This window comes from Microvirga mediterraneensis (assembly GCF_013520865.1).
GTDB classification, from domain to species: domain Bacteria; phylum Pseudomonadota; class Alphaproteobacteria; order Rhizobiales; family Beijerinckiaceae; genus Microvirga; species Microvirga mediterraneensis.
This window is the reverse complement of record NZ_JACDXJ010000001.1, coordinates 1,279,318-1,296,314: the sequence shown is the minus strand read 5'-3', so window position 1 is coordinate 1,296,314 and position 16,997 is coordinate 1,279,318. Positions and strand designations below refer to the sequence as shown.

General features: G+C 64.5%; 23 protein-coding genes. 16 read left to right on the top strand and 7 right to left on the bottom strand.

Translation table 11 applies throughout. The annotated features are described in order from the left end of the window. Nucleotides 1-127 precede the first annotated feature (127 nt). Nucleotides 128-286, top strand: coding sequence for a hypothetical protein (locus H0S73_RS06110; RefSeq protein ID WP_181051322.1), 159 nt, complete (start codon nt 128-130; stop codon nt 284-286). 162 nt (nt 287-448) lie between these two features. Here H0S73_RS06110 and H0S73_RS06105 read toward each other — a convergent pair whose 3' ends face one another. The 3 genes from H0S73_RS06105 to H0S73_RS06095 form a co-directional block, all read right to left on the bottom strand. Beyond that, nucleotides 449-619, bottom strand: coding sequence for a hypothetical protein (locus tag H0S73_RS06105; RefSeq protein WP_181051321.1), 171 nt, complete (start codon nt 617-619; stop codon nt 449-451). A 106-nt stretch (nt 620-725) separates the two neighbouring features. After that, entirely contained in the window at nt 726-941 is a 216-nt protein-coding gene (locus tag H0S73_RS06100) for a DUF1059 domain-containing protein (protein WP_181051320.1), read from the bottom strand. A 197-nt stretch (nt 942-1,138) separates the two neighbouring features. Continuing rightward, nucleotides 1,139-1,342, bottom strand: coding sequence for a hypothetical protein (locus tag H0S73_RS06095; RefSeq protein WP_181051319.1), 204 nt, complete (start codon nt 1,340-1,342; stop codon nt 1,139-1,141). Nucleotides 1,343-1,597: 255 nt separating this feature from the next. Between H0S73_RS06095 and H0S73_RS06090 the strand changes: the two genes are divergently transcribed. Next, nucleotides 1,598-2,389, top strand: coding sequence for a PIG-L deacetylase family protein (locus H0S73_RS06090; RefSeq protein WP_181051318.1), 792 nt, complete (start codon nt 1,598-1,600; stop codon nt 2,387-2,389). Between the two features lie 32 nt (nt 2,390-2,421). Here the strand turns inward: H0S73_RS06090 and H0S73_RS06085 are convergent, their stop codons facing one another. Together H0S73_RS06085 and H0S73_RS06080 are read right to left on the bottom strand one after the other, a co-directional pair. Then, complete coding sequence (locus tag H0S73_RS06085; RefSeq protein WP_181051317.1) at nt 2,422-2,670, bottom strand: hypothetical protein; 249 nt, start codon at nt 2,668-2,670, stop codon at nt 2,422-2,424. Nucleotides 2,671-3,071: 401 nt separating this feature from the next. After that, nucleotides 3,072-4,286: a S8 family serine peptidase gene (locus tag H0S73_RS06080; protein ID WP_181051316.1), complete on the bottom strand. Its 1,215-nt coding sequence runs from the start codon at nt 4,284-4,286 to the stop codon at nt 3,072-3,074. 138 nt (nt 4,287-4,424) lie between these two features. On the opposite strand from H0S73_RS06080, the gene H0S73_RS06075 reads away from it, so the two are divergent. Then, a complete protein-coding gene (locus H0S73_RS06075) occupies nt 4,425-5,063 on the top strand; it encodes a hypothetical protein (RefSeq protein ID WP_181051315.1) in 639 nt (212 codons plus the stop codon). 686 nt (nt 5,064-5,749) lie between these two features. Here the strand turns inward: H0S73_RS06075 and H0S73_RS06070 are convergent. Next, nucleotides 5,750-6,571, bottom strand: coding sequence for a lytic murein transglycosylase (locus tag H0S73_RS06070; protein ID WP_181051314.1), 822 nt, complete (start codon nt 6,569-6,571; stop codon nt 5,750-5,752). A gap of 118 nt (nt 6,572-6,689) precedes the next feature. Next, a complete protein-coding gene (locus H0S73_RS06065) occupies nt 6,690-7,538 on the bottom strand; it encodes a hypothetical protein (RefSeq protein ID WP_181051313.1) in 849 nt (282 codons plus the stop codon). 447 nt (nt 7,539-7,985) lie between these two features. On the opposite strand from H0S73_RS06065, the gene aqpZ (H0S73_RS06060) reads away from it, so the two are divergent. From aqpZ (H0S73_RS06060) to H0S73_RS06000, 13 genes are all read left to right on the top strand, one after another. Beyond that, a complete protein-coding gene (gene aqpZ / locus H0S73_RS06060; RefSeq protein WP_246388750.1) occupies nt 7,986-8,729 on the top strand; it encodes an aquaporin Z in 744 nt (247 codons plus the stop codon). Nucleotides 8,730-8,792: 63 nt separating this feature from the next. Continuing rightward, nucleotides 8,793-9,020: a hypothetical protein gene (locus tag H0S73_RS06055; protein ID WP_181051312.1), complete on the top strand. Its 228-nt coding sequence runs from the start codon at nt 8,793-8,795 to the stop codon at nt 9,018-9,020. Nucleotides 9,021-9,170: 150 nt separating this feature from the next. Then, nucleotides 9,171-9,611, top strand: coding sequence for a DUF3597 domain-containing protein (locus H0S73_RS06050; protein ID WP_181051311.1), 441 nt, complete (start codon nt 9,171-9,173; stop codon nt 9,609-9,611). A 514-nt stretch (nt 9,612-10,125) separates the two neighbouring features. Continuing rightward, nucleotides 10,126-11,937 carry a hybrid sensor histidine kinase/response regulator gene (locus H0S73_RS06045; protein WP_181051310.1) on the top strand — a complete coding sequence of 604 codons (1,812 nt, stop codon included), beginning with the start codon at nt 10,126-10,128 and terminating at the stop codon, nt 11,935-11,937. Nucleotides 11,938-11,963: 26 nt separating this feature from the next. After that, the gene (locus H0S73_RS06040) at nt 11,964-12,602 is read left to right on the top strand and encodes a response regulator (RefSeq protein WP_181051309.1); all 639 of its coding nucleotides are present in this window, start codon (nt 11,964-11,966) and stop codon (nt 12,600-12,602) included. Nucleotides 12,603-12,760: 158 nt separating this feature from the next. Continuing rightward, the gene (locus tag H0S73_RS06035; RefSeq protein WP_181051308.1) at nt 12,761-12,991 is read left to right on the top strand and encodes a DUF6894 family protein; all 231 of its coding nucleotides are present in this window, start codon (nt 12,761-12,763) and stop codon (nt 12,989-12,991) included. A gap of 285 nt (nt 12,992-13,276) precedes the next feature. After that, the gene (locus H0S73_RS06030; RefSeq protein WP_181051307.1) at nt 13,277-13,624 is read left to right on the top strand and encodes a hypothetical protein; all 348 of its coding nucleotides are present in this window, start codon (nt 13,277-13,279) and stop codon (nt 13,622-13,624) included. Between the two features lie 50 nt (nt 13,625-13,674). Next, a complete protein-coding gene (locus tag H0S73_RS06025) occupies nt 13,675-14,103 on the top strand; it encodes a hypothetical protein (RefSeq protein ID WP_181051306.1) in 429 nt (142 codons plus the stop codon). Beyond that, nucleotides 14,096-14,563: a large conductance mechanosensitive channel protein MscL gene (gene mscL, locus H0S73_RS06020; protein ID WP_181051305.1), complete on the top strand. Its 468-nt coding sequence runs from the start codon at nt 14,096-14,098 to the stop codon at nt 14,561-14,563. Before H0S73_RS06025 ends, mscL begins: the two co-directional genes overlap by 8 nt. Nucleotides 14,564-14,636: 73 nt before the next feature. Then, nucleotides 14,637-15,389, top strand: coding sequence for an aquaporin Z (aqpZ, locus tag H0S73_RS06015; protein ID WP_181051304.1), 753 nt, complete (start codon nt 14,637-14,639; stop codon nt 15,387-15,389). A 97-nt stretch (nt 15,390-15,486) separates the two neighbouring features. Then, the gene (locus H0S73_RS06010) at nt 15,487-16,014 is read left to right on the top strand and encodes a YidB family protein (RefSeq protein ID WP_181051303.1); all 528 of its coding nucleotides are present in this window, start codon (nt 15,487-15,489) and stop codon (nt 16,012-16,014) included. 64 nt (nt 16,015-16,078) lie between these two features. Then, a complete protein-coding gene (locus H0S73_RS06005; RefSeq protein WP_181051302.1) occupies nt 16,079-16,426 on the top strand; it encodes a DUF2853 family protein in 348 nt (115 codons plus the stop codon). Nucleotides 16,427-16,669: 243 nt separating this feature from the next. Then, nucleotides 16,670-16,849 (top strand): hypothetical protein, encoded by a 180-nt coding sequence (locus H0S73_RS06000; RefSeq protein WP_181051301.1) that lies wholly within the window; start codon nt 16,670-16,672, stop codon nt 16,847-16,849. The last annotated feature ends 148 nt before the right edge of the window (nt 16,850-16,997 follow it).

The following is a 16,997-nucleotide window of genomic DNA, read 5'->3' as shown; positions in this document are numbered from 1 at the left end:
CACCACGAATGCAGCCAAGTACGGCGCCCTGTCAGCACCCTCGGGTCGGGTGCAGGTGGACTGGACGATCAATGAAACGGGCCGAGATACCATCCTGACCATTGACTGGTGCGAATTGGGTGGGCCTGTGCTCGAAACCGAACCCAACTCAGGCTTCGGCTCGCGCCTGCTGCGACAGACGATCACCCGCGAACTCGCCGGACAGCTCGACATCCGGTACGAGCGTGAGGGCGTGTGCTGCACCATTGCTATTCCGCTCGGATCGGCAGGACAGCAGGCGGCTTGAACCGGGTGAGACCTGCGCCGCGATGGCCTCTGCGGATGCCGTCTGGTTCAGTCAGGCCGCGAGCGCCCGGATGCGCTCCTGCACGGCCTCGAGCTGCCGGACATGCTGCGCCCGTCGCTCGCGGTGGCGCTCCTCCAGCCGGCGGATCACGCTCTGCTTGAGTCACTCGTCCGCATCGCTGTCCCTGATGATGGCGACCTCGCTCTCATGCACGAGATCGATGTCGGCCAAGGCGGCGAGGATCGATTGCAGCAGGGGCTGGATCTCGGGCGGGTACACGTGGGGAATGCTCCCCATGGCCGAACGAGAAGATTGTCCAGGTGCGATGGACACGGTCTTCCTCCGACGGCAGCCGGCTCTGGCCGCGACGTGGGATCAGGCGCAGCCCGACGCAACCTGTCCGAAGGTGGTAGTGACGCGATCGGCGGCGCGAGGCCCGTCAGGCGGCGCGGGACGGCGCTGCCTCGGACGGCATGCCGTCATGGATGGCGCCCCGGAGCTGGTCGCGCAGCTCGGGCGTATCCTGGTGCCCGTGCACGGCCACCGCATGCTGAGCAGCCGCGTCCAGCAGTTCGGCTTCGGTGTCGGCGATGATGGTGATCGAGCAGTTCATCTCGCTCGGAAAGGCACGGCAGTCGATGAATTTGCGTCCCATGGCATCCTCCATGATCGCAGCAACCCCGCCCGTCAGGCACCCTTAATTCTACGATCCGGATCATCGTGCCGCAACGACGTTCACTATCGTGGAGTTAGGAACCGCTTCCCTGCCGCCGTGTCTTGGGAACCAAGGAGATGAGAGGCAGTTTGCGGGGCCAGGAGCGTCACTGAGCTGTGGCTTGGCGGGGAACGCGGTCATCGCTCCTGTGAGTTAAGCTCTGGCATGAAACCCTTGGGATTGTCTTTGCGCTCCTCCGCTTCGGCGAGCCGTTCGAGGCGTTCGGCCGACTCAAGGAGTTGCTCGCGAGCCTCGTTGATCGAGATCCTCTGGGCGATCAGCCGGATCTCCTGTGCCTGCCGGCGGTACTCGGCCGCTTGGTCCTGACCCAGGGGATGCACAGCTTGCCGCCTCCAACGAAGTTTGAAGTAATTCCTCACAGCCAAGGGGCGACGCCGGCACGAACGGGCTCAAGCGTCCTCTGATCGGCCGGTGTCGGGGCCTCGCGATCAACTCGGCCCATCAGACCAGGCCATGAGAGGCCCTTGAGGTTAGGTTACCTCGGCACGTAGTCGCATCGAAGCTCTCCTTCGGCTATGGCTCCACATATGTAGGTCAGCTTTGCCTCTTCCGAGGTAGTGCCCTAGAACGGCTCTATGCCTAAACTCACCTCCGGCTCCGCCCTTTTCATCCAGCCGCACTACGATGACGTCCCGCTCTCCTGCGGCGGCACGGTGGCCTTGCTCGCAAGGAACAGACACGAGCCGCACATGGTGACGGTTTTTGCCAGCGAGCTGCTGCCGCAGATGGTCGGCGAGTTCGCGGCCTGGAAACACGAGCGCTGGAAGCTCACCGATCCTGACCAAGTGCTGGAGGCTAGGCGAGCTGAGGACGCTGCCGCAGCGCACGCGCTGGGATGCAGCGTGCGCTGGCTCGGGCTGCCGGATGCGATCTACCGCGACCGCTACACCTCGGACCAGGAGCTGTTCGGTCCTTTGCCTGCCGAGGAACGAGAGCTGGCCTCTCACCTGGCCGAGGAGATCCGCCACCTGCCGGAGTGGCGGGAGGGCAACCGCGTGTTCGTGCCGTTAGGGATCGGCTCACATGTGGACCACCAGCTCGTGTTCGAGGCCGGCCGCTGCCTCGCTGCACAAGGAGTGGAGGTCTATGCCTACGAGGACTGCCCGTATGCCATCCATACGCCTGAAGGCCAACGCGTCCGCTTGGCCGCCTTGGAGGGCAAGGTAGGCAAGCCGGTGCTGGTGCCAATTGCCGAGACGCTGGAGCAGCGGCTGGAGGCGATTGCCTGCTATGCCAGTCAGGTGCCGGTGATCTTCCGCTTCACCCAGGACTTCCGCGGCGCTGTGACGGCCTTTGCCCAGGAAGTGGGCGGGGCACTCGGCCCGGCCGAGCGCTTCTGGCCCGTCCTGGGACACGGTTTCCCATAGAGCGTAGCCACATCGCACCGGAAGCGATTTCGTCAGCCCTGCTGCTTCGACCGGAGGATGGTCAGCAGATCAACATAGGGCTGGCGCCTTTTCTGGTGGGCTGCCCGAATCCTTTGCTTGATGTAACCCTTCAGCTCTCCGTCGGTTGAGGCGGCGTCCACCTTGCCGAGTTCAGCATCATGCTGAGAGTCGATGTCGCCAATTCTGTGAAGAACTTCCCTGATGACATCAAACAGCGCGGGATTATAAGAGTCGTATGCATTATTGGAATACTTAGGCATACCGTCTCCTCCCAGATGCATTGGTTATCTTTGGAAGAACTTCTCTCATTACTTGATCGTGCTATCGGCGATTCGCGGCGAAAATGAGCCGCCGTCAAAGCAGCGGGACCTGGATAAGAGTGCGGACTCTATGTCCGCGCCTCCACACTCCGGGTCGGGCCGAGCGGGCCTAGTCCTCGGCTGCCTGTAGCTCCTCTGGCGCCTCTGGCATCGCCTGCTTGCTCGAGCCGTGACTTTGCAGTGGGTCTGCGGTCCACGACGCTGGGATGGTCGAGGCACATAGTTGATTATTCAGTGAGGACGCCCGAATTACCTTGGTGGCTGGGGAAAGCTTTGCGGTCTAGCGTCCTCTGGCGGTGTGCCACCAATCCAGCCTATTCTGCTTCGGTGCTTCTCACGGATCAGGGGATGTCCACGGTCTGCCCCTTGCCAGCCAGCGCATTCGGTTGATCAGAAACCGTTGCGATCGCCGGAGCGTCTGCCGGCGGCTCACACAGGCCTGCCATCTGGATCAGGCCGAACCCGAACGTGGGATCCCGCCCAGGCCTGCCAAGGTCACGGGTGTACGCTTCCAGGCGGGTCTGAAGGGCTTTGGCGTCCAATGCCGGATTGGAGGCGAGTAGCATCCCTGCGGCGGCCGAGACGAAGGGAACTGCATAGGATGTGCCTGACTTGAGAGAGCCGGTCCCCTGGGCCGAGGCCGTCCAGACATTCACCCCAGGGGCGGACAGGTCGACATAGGAGCCCTGGGTAGCGCGCCGGTACACCTTCAGCTCATGATCAACAGCCGTGACGGCGAAGACGTCCGGATAGGCGGCCGGATAGGATGGCTCGGCACCGGCCCCATTGTTGCCGGCCGCCGCGATGATCACGATGCCCTTGGCCTGAGCCGCGGCAATAGCCTTCTGGAGGACCTCGTTCGCAGGGCCGGACAAGCTCATGTTGATCACCCGCACCCCGCGCTCGGCCAAGGCCTCGATCGCCGAGACCAGGGACGTCACGTCCGTGCGATCAGCCGTGCCGCCGTCGCGATAGAAGGCATCCACGGCAACGAGCTTCGCGTCCGGCAGAAGCCCGGGGTTTTGACTTCCTGGCCGACCGACGAGGAGAGCCGCAATGGCTGTGCCGTGATCCTGCAACGAGGGCGTGGCGCGGCGGGCGGGCTGAGCCATGATCTGGATGGCTTGGTCCTTCAGAGCGTCATGCTCGACGTTGATGCCGGTGTCGATCACCCCGATGAGGGGAGCGGGGCCGCATTGCGAAGCGTTCGACCCTGACCACTGCACGAGAGAGGCCCAGTCCACAAGTGAGTTGGACAGGCACTCGGCGCCCATGCAGGCGGGGGTGCTCTCATCAAGGTAGTAGAACTGGTCGAAGTCGACCGAGGCCCGCGCATCGACGAGGCGGACCCGCTGCCGGGCCTGCGCCACCGAGACGCCACGTGGGACCTGAAGCCTGATCACCTCGGTCGCGATGCTACCCTGGGTCCGGGTCTCGATCCTGAACCCTTGCGCCGTCAGTCGGGCCAGGTCCGCCGGAGACAAGCCAGAGGCCACAATGGAGCGCGTGGATCGCCGCGGCTTGGGGCGGCGGTCGATCTCTTCGACGACAGGCACGGCACGGGTCGGTTGAGCCGTGACCGCAGGTGCAGGCTTCGCCGCCTGCACCTGGGCGGCCGCTTTGGCTCGGCTGGCTGGCTGAGGGGTAGATGCCGCAGCCTTGCTCCGGCTCGTTGAAGTCTTGCCGCTGCTCGCTTGGGCCTTGTCATTAGCTCGTTGGCTTTTGCCGCTCGATGCGGCCACGGCACCCGGTGTGCCGGCTTTCAAACTGCCCTTGCTGCTGCGTTGACCTGCACCTGCACTCGCGGCCTTGCTGGAATTGACTTTCCCACTATTGCCAGGGCTGGCCTTGCCGCTGTTGCCAGCGGCATTGTTGTTACCCTTCCCCACACCGGCGCTGCCAGCCCCGCCGCCTATGCCGCCGGCGTTGGAATTGCCTTTGCCGCCGCCATTGCCCTTCCCGTTTCCTGCTCCACCGCCGGCCGCACCATTGCTCTTCCCACCAGCGTTTCCGTTGCCGCCCTTACCTCCGTTGTTGCCGTTGCCGCCAGCATTCCCCTGATTGCCACCGCCGCCGCCTTTGCCACCACTGTTTCCGTTCCCGCCACCGTCAGATTTGCCGTTATCCCCGCCGTTGCCGTTTCCTGCGCCTCCTCCGGCCGAGCCACCGCTGTTCCCACCGCCAGCGTTGCCTCCACCATTGCCGCCGTTCCCGTTGCCGTTCCCGCCACCGTCGCCTCTGCCACCTCCATTGCCGCCACCATTCCCGTTTCCACCACCGTTTCCGTTCCCCCCGCCATTGCCACCACCATCGCCGCCTTTGGCGAGTGCTGATCCGTCGAAGAGGGGCATGCTGGATCCGTGGCCGAGATCGATCTGGATGCGCAGGGGGAAGGCAGCCGCAAGGCCTGCTATTGCGATGAGGGTGTGTCGCCACCAGTGTGCCATGCTGTCCTCTCGGGCCCGCGACTCAGCCGTGGATCCGGCGCATGCAGCGTGGTCGGAACGTCAAAGCGGAATCCATCCTCGTGGGTTGGTCGCTCAAAGCACTGAATCGCATGTCTTGTAGCGTACCTGAGATGAACGGAAGCGAACCAATCACGAAATGTGTCGGTTCTTAAGCTTGGCAATAGGCAGCATGTACTCGACCGTGCGGAAAGAATGCCTTCGTTGCGCCAGAGTTATTGCACGACTGCCAATGATGGCTGCGAAAGGCGGGTAGCAGAAGCTACCATGACTGCTCGGATCTCCCTTACTGTCAGGTGCTGCCATGAGCGAAAGCCGCCGTTGCAGGGTGAGCGGACCGTCACACGGCCACCCTTGAGGACCTTGCCTGACCCGAAGCTGCCCTTCAGGTTGGGACTGATCAGAAGCCCGGAGGTTACAAAGAAATCAACGACACAGAGCCTGGATCTATATCGGCTTCGGCACCGGCATGGAATTCAGATAGGGTGATTGGTTGATCGTGCTTGGTTCTGACACATGGATGCGCAGCCAGCCGAAGGTCACTCGTAGAACCGCTAGCGCCTGGCCGACGGGCGCTCTCGCTCATCAATCTCTTGGCCAATCAGTGCGATGGCGCGCTGGTAGACGGAAGCGGCATTCCAAGCTTGGATCGCACGGAAATTGGGCTCCCCGGGCTGGTAGCCCGCACCGGCACGCCAGCCATGGGCCTTGAGGAAATTGGCCGTCGAGGCGAGTGCGTCAGCAGCATTGTTGAGATCGCCGCCAGTGCCGTAGTTCAGGATGCTCTTGGGCAGGAACTGGGTCTGGCCGATCTCGCCGTGCATGGAGCCGCGCGTGCCCGCCGAGAGAATGCCACGGTCGATCAGGGTCAGGGTGGCGTAGAGCTGGTCGGTGAAGAAGGCTGACCGTCGACAGTCGTAGGCGAGCGTTGCCACAGCCGACAGAGTGTTCTGGTTGCCACGTTGGGTCCCGAATGCCGTCTCCATGCCCCAGATCGCCAAGAGCGGCCCTGGCGGGACGCCATAGCGCTGTTCAAGAGAGGCAAAGAGCGCCGCCTGAGACTGCTTGAGTGCACGCCCTCGAGCGGTGATCATCACGCCGCCCCGCTTTGCAAGAAACTGATCAAGCGACAGACGGAAGCTCCTCTGGCCTCGATCAGCCGCGATGGTCGCTGTCGCATAGGTAGCGCCCATGAGAGCTGCGATAGCCGTGGTGCTGGCGCCTCTTCCTCTTGCTTCAGTGGCAAACTGCTGCTTCCAAGCCTCAAAGCCAGTCGCCGTACTGCCGCACTGCGCTGCGTCTGCCGTGTTGGCTATTTCCACGAGTGACGCCAAGGCTACGAACGCGATGATCTTAGATTGCCGGGCCACGAACATTCGTACATCCTTTCACACTGAGATGAGGTGCGACGACTGGCTTTCGCGCCCGTCACATTGTGCCCTTTCCGGCGGTGGGGAAGCTGCCAGCAGGACCAAGGCGCAGGTGCGTTAAGTGCTATTCCACGTTGATCGCTCCTAAACCGAAGCCCGCCTTATCGTGAGTAATCCAGACCTCTCCCTCGCCAAGCATCATCCCCTTGTCCCGAACGAAGACTGTCTCAAAGGTGGATTTCGCAGCGACCTCTCGAATGCGCGGGTTCAGAACAGTTTCCTTCGCCGCCATGAGCTGATCACGATTGCGAATGCTTCGTCTAATCTTTCCCGTCACCAATAGAGGATAGTGGATCACCCTGGCGAGAAGTTGGATGTCGTTGGATCGAAAAGCCGCCTTGACGCGCCTGAAGCTGTAGTAGGCCTCCAGGGGATCAAAGTTCAGGCTGCGGAAATCGGCCTCAATCTCAGGTGACAGCTTTGGCCGGGAGAACCCAGCCTCTGGTGTCCTCACCGGCAGATCCATAGACCTGCGCAACTCCTGCACGAGGAGGTTCAGAGCCCTGTGGCGATCGGAGAGCTTCTGCACCTCCGGTGAACGACTCTGCTCTACTCTGGCCGCAAGGGATCGTGTCACCTCCGTGGCGTTCGTCCCTGCGCCTCGTGAGGGGGTGGTCTTCTCTGATGCTTCATCGAGTTGGGTGCGCGCGATCCAGACCCGTTCCTCGACTTCAGCGAGCACCTGCTCGTGCGACGGCTTGAAGCCAGGACCTTTCGCGAGGTCAGAAGGAAGGGCTTTCATGGCCTCCTGCGGCTTTGGACCTTTGGGCTCGCTGGTCGGATATCGAGGGTCAATCTTGTACGTCCTGCCATAGACCCGGACGAAGAACGGGTCCGCATGGACAGGAGCAGCGCAAAGGAACACCGGCAGCCACGCGAGCAGTCCGAGAACCTTTGCGGTGAAGCGGGCCATCGCCGCCTCCATTCCCAAGAAGTTGATTGGCCCAGTGTACACCTCAGCTTCAAGGCTGGAAAATCGATAGGGCAGCTTTCGAGCGAACCAGCCGCCGCGACCGGTCTCGGTCTGGTTCTGGCTCTAATGAAGCCGATGATCGGAAACCACATCTCTGGCATGAACCAGCTTCCATCATCTCAACGTCGGTGAGCAAGCTCAAGCCCGTTGTGAGCCGGTGGGCGCCGCAGGTGTGTCAGGGGGCGGCGCGCGAGGCGTCCCGACCCGCCTGCGGCATCGGCCGGAAATCCTTCTCGACGACCGCAACCGAGGCGAGGTATCCTCGCGTCCAAACGAAGAAGCGTTCCTGCGTTGGACCTAGGCTCGCGATGAGCCTGCTTTGATCGGCACCTCTGTCGACGTCGCTCCAGTCCCCGAGTTGGTTTGCGTGACCCACGGGAGGAGCCCATGCACAGCAGCACCATGCACAAATGCGCCGCCGAGACCATCGGCACATTCTGGCTCACCTTTGCCGGCTGCGGCAGCGCGGTCATCGCGGCGGGATTCCCCGACGTCGGCATCGGCCTGCTCGGCGTGTCGCTCGCCTTCGGCCTGACGGTGCTGACCATGGCCTACGCCATCGGCCACATCTCGGGGTGCCACCTCAACCCCGCCGTCACGGTGGGTCTCTGGGCCGGCGGCCGCTTCCCGGCCAACTGCATCGGACCCTACGTGGCCTCGCAGGTGGTGGGCGCCGTCATCGCCGCGGCGACACTCTTTGCCATCGCCGTCGGCTCGCCCATGTTCGACCTTGCCAAGGGCTTTGCCGCCAACGGCTACGGCGCGCACTCGCCGGGCCAGTACAGCCTGATCTCGGGCTTCGTCGCCGAGGTGGTGCTGACCATGATGTTCCTGTTCATCATCATGGGGTCCACACACGGCAAGGCGCCGGTCGGCTTCGCCCCTATCGCCATCGGCCTGGGCCTGACGCTGATCCACCTCGTCGGCATTCCGATCACCAACACCTCCGTGAACCCGGCCCGCAGCACCGGCCCGGCGCTGTTCGTCGGCGGATGGGCACTGGCGCAACTCTGGATGTTCTGGATCGCGCCGCTGATCGGCGGGGCCTTGGGCGGCATCCTCTACCGCTGGCTCAGTGAGGAACCCTCCGCGCAGGTCACCGGCATCGCGCCTGCCACCCCGGCCGAGTGAGTGCGGTTCGCGATGGCGACGCGGGAGCGAACCTACCGATGCGTGGGAGGCCCATGCGACGGCATGCTCCACACCACGATCGACGAGAGGCGAATTCGCCTGTCCGCGCCGAAGGACGCCGTTGCCATGTCTCCGGCGGACAGGGCTTCGACCCCGTCAAGGGAAGCATCCGCTGACTATGACGTGCGACGGCTCCTGGCGCCCGACGGCCAGTGGTACGAGTTCCTGGTCCTGTCGGCCTGGACGAGCATGCAGGCCACGGTCTGGCTCAATCGCCAGCCACGGCGGTGACGGGGTCCGCCTGCGCTGTCCGGCAGCATTGGCTGATCGGAAGGTCTGTCGAAACCGCGCCTGGACGGCGGCCGTTGCCCTGGCCGAGATCGGCTCTACTTCCTTGGCCACAGGGCAGCCTGTGGGAACGCAGTTCAACGGAAGGATACGATGAGCATCTTCAGCAGGATCAAGGACGCCATCTTCGGATCCGCGACGGCGCAGGAAGCGCCTCAGGCGCCATCCGCCCCGGCACAGCCCACTCAGGGAGCTGGCGCAGCCCCTGCCGGAACGACCGCTTCGACCACGCAAGGGACAGCGAGCACGCCGGCATCGGGCAGCGCGCCGATGTCCCAGGTCGACGTCGAGGCCGTGCTGACCGGCCTCGCCGCGAAGAAGGGTCAGAAACTCGACTGGCGCAAGTCGATCGTCGACCTGATGAAGCTGCTCGACCTCGACAGCAGCCTCGATGCGCGCAAGGAACTCGCCAAGGAGCTGAACTACACCGGAGACACCTCCGACTCCGCCTCCATGAACATCTGGCTGCACAAGCAGGTCATGGCCAAGCTCGCGGCGAGCGGCGGCAAGGTTCCCGACGACCTTCGAAGCTAGGAGCGCAGCGGTTTCACCCCAGCCAGCGTATGCTGCCGGAACAGGCCCTCGTCACCGAGCAGAGGCAGCATATGCACCCTTGGACCCGCAGTGGCGCTGCGAGCGCGAAGGCTTCCCTCTGCGGTATTGCTCTTGAGGACGCTCGGCGCTCAGGCTCGCTCAGTGCCGCGTTCCAGCGGCACCTCTGAGGCAGAGATGCACTGCGGTGCCGATCCCGGTCCCTCTGGCATCCTTGAGCGTGACGCCCATTTCATCAAGTCCTGGCCCAAGCGAATTCCCGTTCCGCATGTCTCCTTCGAGTTGACGGTTGGCTCCGCGGCACCCTGAGGGATCGCCGGCGGCACACCGCCCAACGAACGGGACCTCAGCGGCTTGTCCCCGATGGAGCCGTCGCCAGGCAGCCTCGGAGACCTGCCCCACCCGAAAGGGCCGATGCGTTCCTGATGGCTGGCTGCGTCAGGCCTGCTAGAGTAACCTTTGCTTCACTTCCGCCCTGCCTTGAGGGATCCATTGCATGAGGCCCAGGCCCACGAGATTCGCGCTGCCGCTTGCTACGGCCGTGGTTCTCGCACTTGGCATCCTGCTGCTGGGAACGCTGGAACTTCTGCAAAGCTACAAGGAGGCGGCGGGTCGCGGCGAGGAGAACGCCAGGAACCTCGCTGACGTGCTGGCTGAGCAGACGGAGCGGACCTTTCAGGCAGTCGACTTTACCCTCCTGGGCATTCGGGATGCTCTGACGGCTGCCACTAGCATGCCCGAGAACGATGACCGCTTCCGCGAGACGCTAAAGGAGCGGCTCAAGGCCCTGCCGTATGTTCGCGCCCTCTACGTCATCGGTCCGGACGGGTTCATCGCGCATGATACCGATTATCCCTCGACACCGCGGGTCAGCCTGGCCGACCGGCCCTACTTCAAGGCTCACCAGCAGGATCCCGCCCTTGGCATGCACGTCGAGCAGCCGCTGCGCAGCCGATCGGTGGGGGTCTGGTTCGTCAGCTTCAGCCGCAGGATCAACCGCCCCGACGGCAGCTTCGGCGGGATTGTCGTCGCAGCCGTCGAGCCGCGCTACTTCGAGCGGTTCTATGGCGGGCTCTCGGTCGGGGAGGACGGCTTCATCGCACTCCTGCTGCGCAACGGTACCCTCCTGGCCCGCAGCCCGGCGTCGGAGGAGGCGATCGGCAAGTCCTTCGCCGCCGTGGAGCCGCTCAACACCCACCTGTCACGAAGCCCTCAAGGCATCTTCTGGGGCGCCAGCCCGATCGACGGCATGACCCGTGTCATCGGGTATCGTGCCCTTGATACCGTGCCGGCCGTCGTCAACGTGGGGCTGGCGCGGCAGACGGTCCTCCGGCCCTGGCGGGAGCATGCGATCGTGGTGTCCATCTCCGCGGCCATCCTGCTGGGCCTGACGGGCGCCCTGATCGCCCTCGTCCAGAAAAGCCGCCGGCGCGAGCAAGCGGAGCAGGCCCGGCTCAGCCGGGCGCAGCGGCTCGAAGGACTGGGGCGGATCGCCGGCGGCATCGCGCACGATCTCGGCAACACCATCCGGATCATGCATTCCACGTTCCGGCTCCTGCGTCCCTCCCTGGCTGACCGCCCGGACGCACTGTCCCTGGTCAAGGATGCCGACCAAACCCTCAAGGGCGCAACGGCGATGATCGAACGCCTGCTCGCCTTCGCGCGACGGCAGGAACTCCGGCCGGAGATCACGGTCATCGACGGGCGGATCGAGGGCTTTGCTTCCATCCTGAGGCAGGCGGCGGGCCCCAGGATCGCCCTCGATCTCAGGCTCTCCGCCATGGGTCACGCCGCTCGGCTCGATCCTGTTCAACTCGAGGCGACGCTGCTCAACCTGGTCCTGAACGCCCGCGATGCCATGCCGGACGGCGGCACCATCACCGTGGAGACGACAGGCATCGACCGCCCGTCCGATCCGGGAGGACGTCGCGCCTACAACGCCGACCGGCGGTGGGTTCAGATCACGGTGACGGATACGGGCATCGGAATGCCCCCGGCGGTGCTGGAGCGCGCGTTCGATCCCTTCTTCACGACCAAGGGCCAGGGCAACGGCCTGGGTCTCAGTCAGGTTCTGGGCTTCGTCCAGCAGAGTGCCGGGGACGTGGAGCTGGAGAGTCGCGAGGGTCGCGGCACGATAGTACGCCTCCTGTTCCCTGTCATGATGCCTGACGAACAGGTCGACGGACGTTCCGGGTCCGAGACGGCTCGATCCGGTGAATTGCACACTCAGCCTGAAGCTGCTCTCAGGGAAATCCCGAGCCATGGTTCGGGTCCAGACCCGATAGGACCGAAGCGGCATCGGGGATAAGGATTGCCGGAGTCCAAAGGGGTGCCATGAATAGAAAGCTCCTCGTCGCCGACGACCACGCCATCGTTCGCCGCGGCTTGCAAGCCCTGCTGGAGGCCGAGCCGGATTGGCAGGTCTGTGCCACTGCCGAGAACGGGCAGGTGGCGGTCGATCTGGCGACCCAGCACCGGCCGGACGTGGCCATCCTCGACTATTCCCTGCCAGGGATGAACGGCCTTGAGGCCACCCGCCACATCCGCCTCGCCAGCCCGGGCACCGAGGTGCTGATCTACACCATGCACAACAACGAGGACGTGATCCGCGACGTGCTGCGAGCCGGGGCCCGCGGCTACCTGCTCAAGACGGAGGACGATGCCGAGGTCGTCAGGGCGGTGCACGCCCTGCTGCGCAAGCAACCCTACTTCTCGCCGAAGGTGTCCGAGACCCTGCTCGACACCTTCCTGACCAGCGACAAGGTGGTGGCGTCGCAGACCCTGACCTCGCGCGAGCGGGAGGTGATCCAGCTCGTGGCGGAGGGGCGGAACAACCGCGACATCGCCGAGCGCTGGCAGGTGAGCATCAAGACCGTCGAGAGCCACCGTACCGCGGCGATGAAGAAGCTGAACCTGCGATCGGGCGTGGAGCTCGCCCTCTATGCCGTCCGCAACAAGCTGGTCGAGCCCTGACCCTGCCGTTTCCGGCATCAGGGCAATCCCGAGCCGCTCCTCCGGTCGTGCCCCGATCCCAATCCAGGTGCTGCCGGTTTCCCCTGGGTGGCGGTGCTCGGCGGGGTCTGCATGGCCCAAGGTCTCCCCGCCGAGTCATGAACCGGGTGGGGACGGACATGCCGCGCTTCTATTTCGACATCCATAAGGGACCGGAACTCATCCCGGATCCAGACGGCTTCGAGACCGACAGCCTGGAGGCTGCCGAGCGGCAGGCGACGCAGACGGCGATTGAGCTCGGACAGGCCTGGCTGTCATCCGCGCGGTTGGTTCGGGTCAGAGTCCGCGATGAACAGGGCCGGTCCCGGCTGAACCTGAGCATTGTCCTGACCGTCGAGAGGCTGGGGTGAGCCGGATGGTAGGGTAATCCTGACCTTCTCCTCCGGTCCTGACCTGATTCCAATCCCGGCCCTGATGCGCCTTTATGAATGGAGATGGCGCTTCGGGACGGGAGGCGACGTCCCGCCCATGGGAATGAGGCCGAGGTATCGTGGTGAGGGTTTGGAGGCGTCTCGTTTCCGTGTGGCGGACGGCAGGAGCAAGGATCGACGAGGCGATCATCGCATCCGCGACCGGAGCCGAAAGCCGGGGCGTAGGACGCGCGGCCATCGCGGCGCGACGGTTGAGGACACGCAATGCTTGGGATGACAGGAACGGCCTTGAGCCTTGCCAGGACCGGCATGAGCCCTGACGAGATCGAACGGCGCATCATACGGGCCTATATCCATCTCGCCTGGTCGCCGGAGACGGCCGGCTCCCGCACCTTCACCGTTCTCCGGTTCGGCATGCTGGAGGCGTGGCTGACCGGAATTCAGGAGACGCATCGGCTTCCCGATCCCCCAGGGGTGCGGCTCGATCTCTATTCCCACGCCAGGCACGCCGTCGTCGACAGTTGCGAATGTGCCGAACTCGACGCGGCCGAGCTGGCGCGGGCAGTGACGCTCATAGCCCGCGCATGGCAACGGGTACATAATCTGCACTAGGGCATCCATGCGGCGCAGGAGATTCCCTGGCGCCCTAGAGGAGGGACGCGATGCCAGCCAAGACCGGGAAGGTGCTGAGGGTACCCGTTCACGGCTTCGCCAAGCGCGTCGATGACGCCGTGGACCGGGCCACGGCCATCCTCCGGACACGGGACGCCGCCCGCCCGAAAGACACGTCGCCCGCGCCGCCCGGCGAGGCCGCATTCGGCCAAGGGCAAGGTACCCCGACGGGAAGACGCCTGAACGTTCCCCGATCCCCACAGGCGAAGGGCAAGGACACGTTCATGACACTAGACCCACGCGCGCTTCTCGTCCTGCTGATCGCCACCTGCCTCGGGGTGCTCCTGATGGGAGCCGCTCACGCGAACGACGCAGGAGGCGCAACGCGAACACCGTCGAAAGGGCATTTCGCGTCCGCCGGAAACCAAATCCCGAAGCCGATCGTGAACCACGACCAACGGAGTCTGACTTATGCTTGAGGAGTTCAAGAAGTTCGCCTTGCGGGGCAATGTCGTCGACCTTGCGGTCGGCGTGATCATCGGCGTGGCGTTCGGCGCCATCGTGACCTCGCTGGTCGAGGACATCATCATGCCGATCATCGGAGCGGCCACGGGCGGTCTGGACTTCTCGAACTACTACCTGCCGCTGTCCTCGGCCGTGCAGGACGGGGCCTCCTACGCCGACGCCAAGAAGCAGGGGGCGGTGGTCGGCTACGGCCAGTTCATCACGGTGGCCCTGAACTTCCTGCTCGTCGCCTGGGTGCTGTTCTTCGTGATCCGGGGGATGAACAAGCTGAAGCGTCAGGAGGACGCGAAGACCGACGTGCCCCAGGCTCCGGAAATCCCGGCCGACGTGAAGCTGCTGTCGGAGATCAGGGACCTCCTCGCGACGGGTCAGGCCGCAGGCGGTGCCGGCATCAAGCCGGTGAGGGGCCCGTGAGAGCGCCGGTCCCGCAGATGAGGGGCCGACCGTGCGCAAGACATTCCGGAATTCCTCTGAGGGGAGAACAAGCATGGACCTTCGCAAGTGCGTCGCCGAGGCGATCGGCACCTTCTGGCTCACCTTCGGCGGCTGCGGCAGCGCCGTGATCGCCGCCGCCTTCCCGGAGGTCGGCATCGGCCTGCTCGGCGTCTCGCTTGCCTTCGGCCTGAGCGTGCTCACCATGGCCTACGCCATCGGTCATGTTTCCGGCTGCCATCTCAACCCGGCGGTGACGGTCGGACTCGCGGCAGGCGGGCGCTTCCCGGCGAAGGACGTCGTTCCCTACGTGGTGGCGCAGGTCATCGGCGCGGTGATTGCTGCCGCGGTCCTCTACGCCATCGCCAGCGGGGCACCCGGCTTCGACCTCGCCAAGGGCTTTGCCGCCAATGGCTACGGCGATCACTCGCCGGGCAAGTACACCCTGTTCTCGGGACTACTGGCCGAGATCGTGCTCACCATGATGTTCCTGTTCATCATCATGGGATCGACCCACGGCAAGGCACCGGTCGGCTTTGCCCCCATTGCCATCGGCCTCGGGCTGACGCTGATTCACCTTGTCGGCATCCCGATCACCAACACGTCGGTCAATCCCGCCCGCAGCACCGGTCCGGCGCTGTTCGTCGGCGGCTGGGCCCTGGCCCAACTCTGGATGTTCTGGGTCGCGCCGCTGATCGGTGGAGTGCTCGGCGGCATCCTGTACCGCTGGCTCAGCGAGGAGCCCTCGGCCCAGGTTACGGGAATTGAACCCACAGGCGGCCGTCCGCCGATCCGACCGGCAACGTGAGGCATGGTGCCATCTGGGGCGGTTCGGGCTCGAAAGCGGGAGTGGCCTGAACCCTGTTGAAGATCCTCCCGCGCCAACCAACCCAAGGAGCATCGACATGAGCCGCGGATTTCCATCGATGACGGCCCTGCTGGGCCTGCTGGCCGTGGCAGGCTTCCAGAACCGGGACAAGATCGCCGAGATGCTGAGGGGAGCCGGTTCGAGCGCCCATGGCATTCCGGACCAGGATGATCAGCAGGGTGGCCTGGGCGGTCTCCTCGGCAACCTGGGCGGCGGTGCCGGAACTCCGGGCCAGGCTGGCCTTGGCGGCCTTCTCGGAAGCCTGGGGAGCGGCGGGCTCGGAGGCCTGCTCGGCGGCGGCCTGGGTGAGTTGATGGAGAGCTTCAGGCAGCAGGGTCAAGGCGACGTCGCCGAGTCCTGGGTCGGCACCGGACCGAACAAGCCCATCGCTCCCGATCAGCTCGAACAGGCCATCGGTCCTGAGGTGCTCGCGACCCTCACCCAGCAGACCGGGCTGTCGCGGGAGGAACTCCTGTCGCGGCTCACGACGATGCTGCCGGAAACCGTGGACAAGGTCACCCCAGACGGGCGCCTTCCCGACACGACGGACCTGCCGCGTTCCTGATCGGGCATGCGAGGATGGTGTCATGGGACCATACAGGTCCACTTGAGAGGTGCGGGATAGAATAATGACTGAAGACTGGGGCCTGGACGTTCAGAAATACTCCCCAAACGCGGATCGGAATGCGATCAATGGGATAGTCCGCTACTGCGGCATCTCGTTGCAAAAGCGGGATTCGTCCCTGGTTTCGCTGAGTGACAGGGAGGAGGTCACCCGGGTGCGGGAGAGTTTCCTGAAAAAGAAGCTTGGTCTGACCGATCCCGATGCTGATCTCGACAAGTCGATCATGGCTGTCGGCGAGAGGATGAAGGGCGACCGGACGAAGAACAGTGTCACCCTCTACTATCTGTTGGCCGAGCATTTCGGGATGCTGTCGATGTTCGGCGGCCCGGGCTCCGCTGCGGGGACAGGCTGAGCTTCCAAATGTCTCTTCTTTCCTGGCCGCGGCACCACCGAACGGACATACCGCGGTCCTGTTCCAACCTGGAGACCTTTCATGCGCCTGCCGTCCGTGGTTTTGATATCTCTTGCAGTGTCAGCGTGCGTCTCGTCAGGCCAGCAGGCAGGGCAGCCCGTGCCGCCTGCAAACCTGGGGGCGACGCAATCGATGCCATCCGCCGCCCCGGCGCCGACATCCGCGCCCAGGTACACGAGGCGGGTGACCTACGGCGACGGCAGGTACACCCTGCCCGACGGCACGGCCGTGGCTGCGCAGCCGGGTGGAGGGTTCACGCTGTCGAACGGGGTGGTCGTGCCGCCTGACGGCACGGGCGGGATCATCCTCCCGAATGGGGCACGGTGCGTCTCGGATGGAAACCGCGGCTATCTCTGTCCCTGACCCGTCCCTGCGGCAAGAAGATCCGAAGACCCGCTTTCAGGCGGGCCTTCGTCAGTACGTAGTCCGCTTGACGGGCAACCGGAGAGCCTTCGAGCGACCCGCCCAGCGCCATCGATCAATCCGGAGGGGGAGCTTTATCTGCCGTCTT

Excerpts from the sequence above, each read along its gene's own strand:
- H0S73_RS06100 (WP_181051320.1), bottom strand. The coding sequence starts at position 941 with ATGGGACGCAAATTCATCGACTGCCGTGCCTTTCCGAGCGAGATGAAC.
- H0S73_RS06090 (WP_181051318.1), top strand. The coding sequence starts at position 1,598 with ATGCCTAAACTCACCTCCGGCTCCGCCCTTTTCATCCAGCCGCACTAC.
- H0S73_RS06085 (WP_181051317.1), bottom strand. The coding sequence starts at position 2,670 with ATGCCTAAGTATTCCAATAATGCATACGACTCTTATAATCCCGCGCTG.
- H0S73_RS06070 (WP_181051314.1), bottom strand. The coding sequence starts at position 6,571 with ATGTTCGTGGCCCGGCAATCTAAGATCATCGCGTTCGTAGCCTTGGCG.
- H0S73_RS06065 (WP_181051313.1), bottom strand. The coding sequence starts at position 7,538 with ATGGCCCGCTTCACCGCAAAGGTTCTCGGACTGCTCGCGTGGCTGCCG.
- aqpZ (WP_246388750.1), top strand. The coding sequence starts at position 7,986 with ATGCACAGCAGCACCATGCACAAATGCGCCGCCGAGACCATCGGCACA.
- H0S73_RS06055 (WP_181051312.1), top strand. The coding sequence starts at position 8,793 with ATGCTCCACACCACGATCGACGAGAGGCGAATTCGCCTGTCCGCGCCG.
- H0S73_RS06050 (WP_181051311.1), top strand. The coding sequence starts at position 9,171 with ATGAGCATCTTCAGCAGGATCAAGGACGCCATCTTCGGATCCGCGACG.
- H0S73_RS06045 (WP_181051310.1), top strand. The coding sequence starts at position 10,126 with ATGAGGCCCAGGCCCACGAGATTCGCGCTGCCGCTTGCTACGGCCGTG.
- H0S73_RS06040 (WP_181051309.1), top strand. The coding sequence starts at position 11,964 with ATGAATAGAAAGCTCCTCGTCGCCGACGACCACGCCATCGTTCGCCGC.
- H0S73_RS06035 (WP_181051308.1), top strand. The coding sequence starts at position 12,761 with ATGCCGCGCTTCTATTTCGACATCCATAAGGGACCGGAACTCATCCCG.
- H0S73_RS06030 (WP_181051307.1), top strand. The coding sequence starts at position 13,277 with ATGCTTGGGATGACAGGAACGGCCTTGAGCCTTGCCAGGACCGGCATG.
- H0S73_RS06025 (WP_181051306.1), top strand. The coding sequence starts at position 13,675 with ATGCCAGCCAAGACCGGGAAGGTGCTGAGGGTACCCGTTCACGGCTTC.
- mscL (WP_181051305.1), top strand. The coding sequence starts at position 14,096 with ATGCTTGAGGAGTTCAAGAAGTTCGCCTTGCGGGGCAATGTCGTCGAC.
- aqpZ (WP_181051304.1), top strand. The coding sequence starts at position 14,637 with ATGGACCTTCGCAAGTGCGTCGCCGAGGCGATCGGCACCTTCTGGCTC.
- H0S73_RS06010 (WP_181051303.1), top strand. The coding sequence starts at position 15,487 with ATGAGCCGCGGATTTCCATCGATGACGGCCCTGCTGGGCCTGCTGGCC.
- H0S73_RS06005 (WP_181051302.1), top strand. The coding sequence starts at position 16,079 with ATGACTGAAGACTGGGGCCTGGACGTTCAGAAATACTCCCCAAACGCG.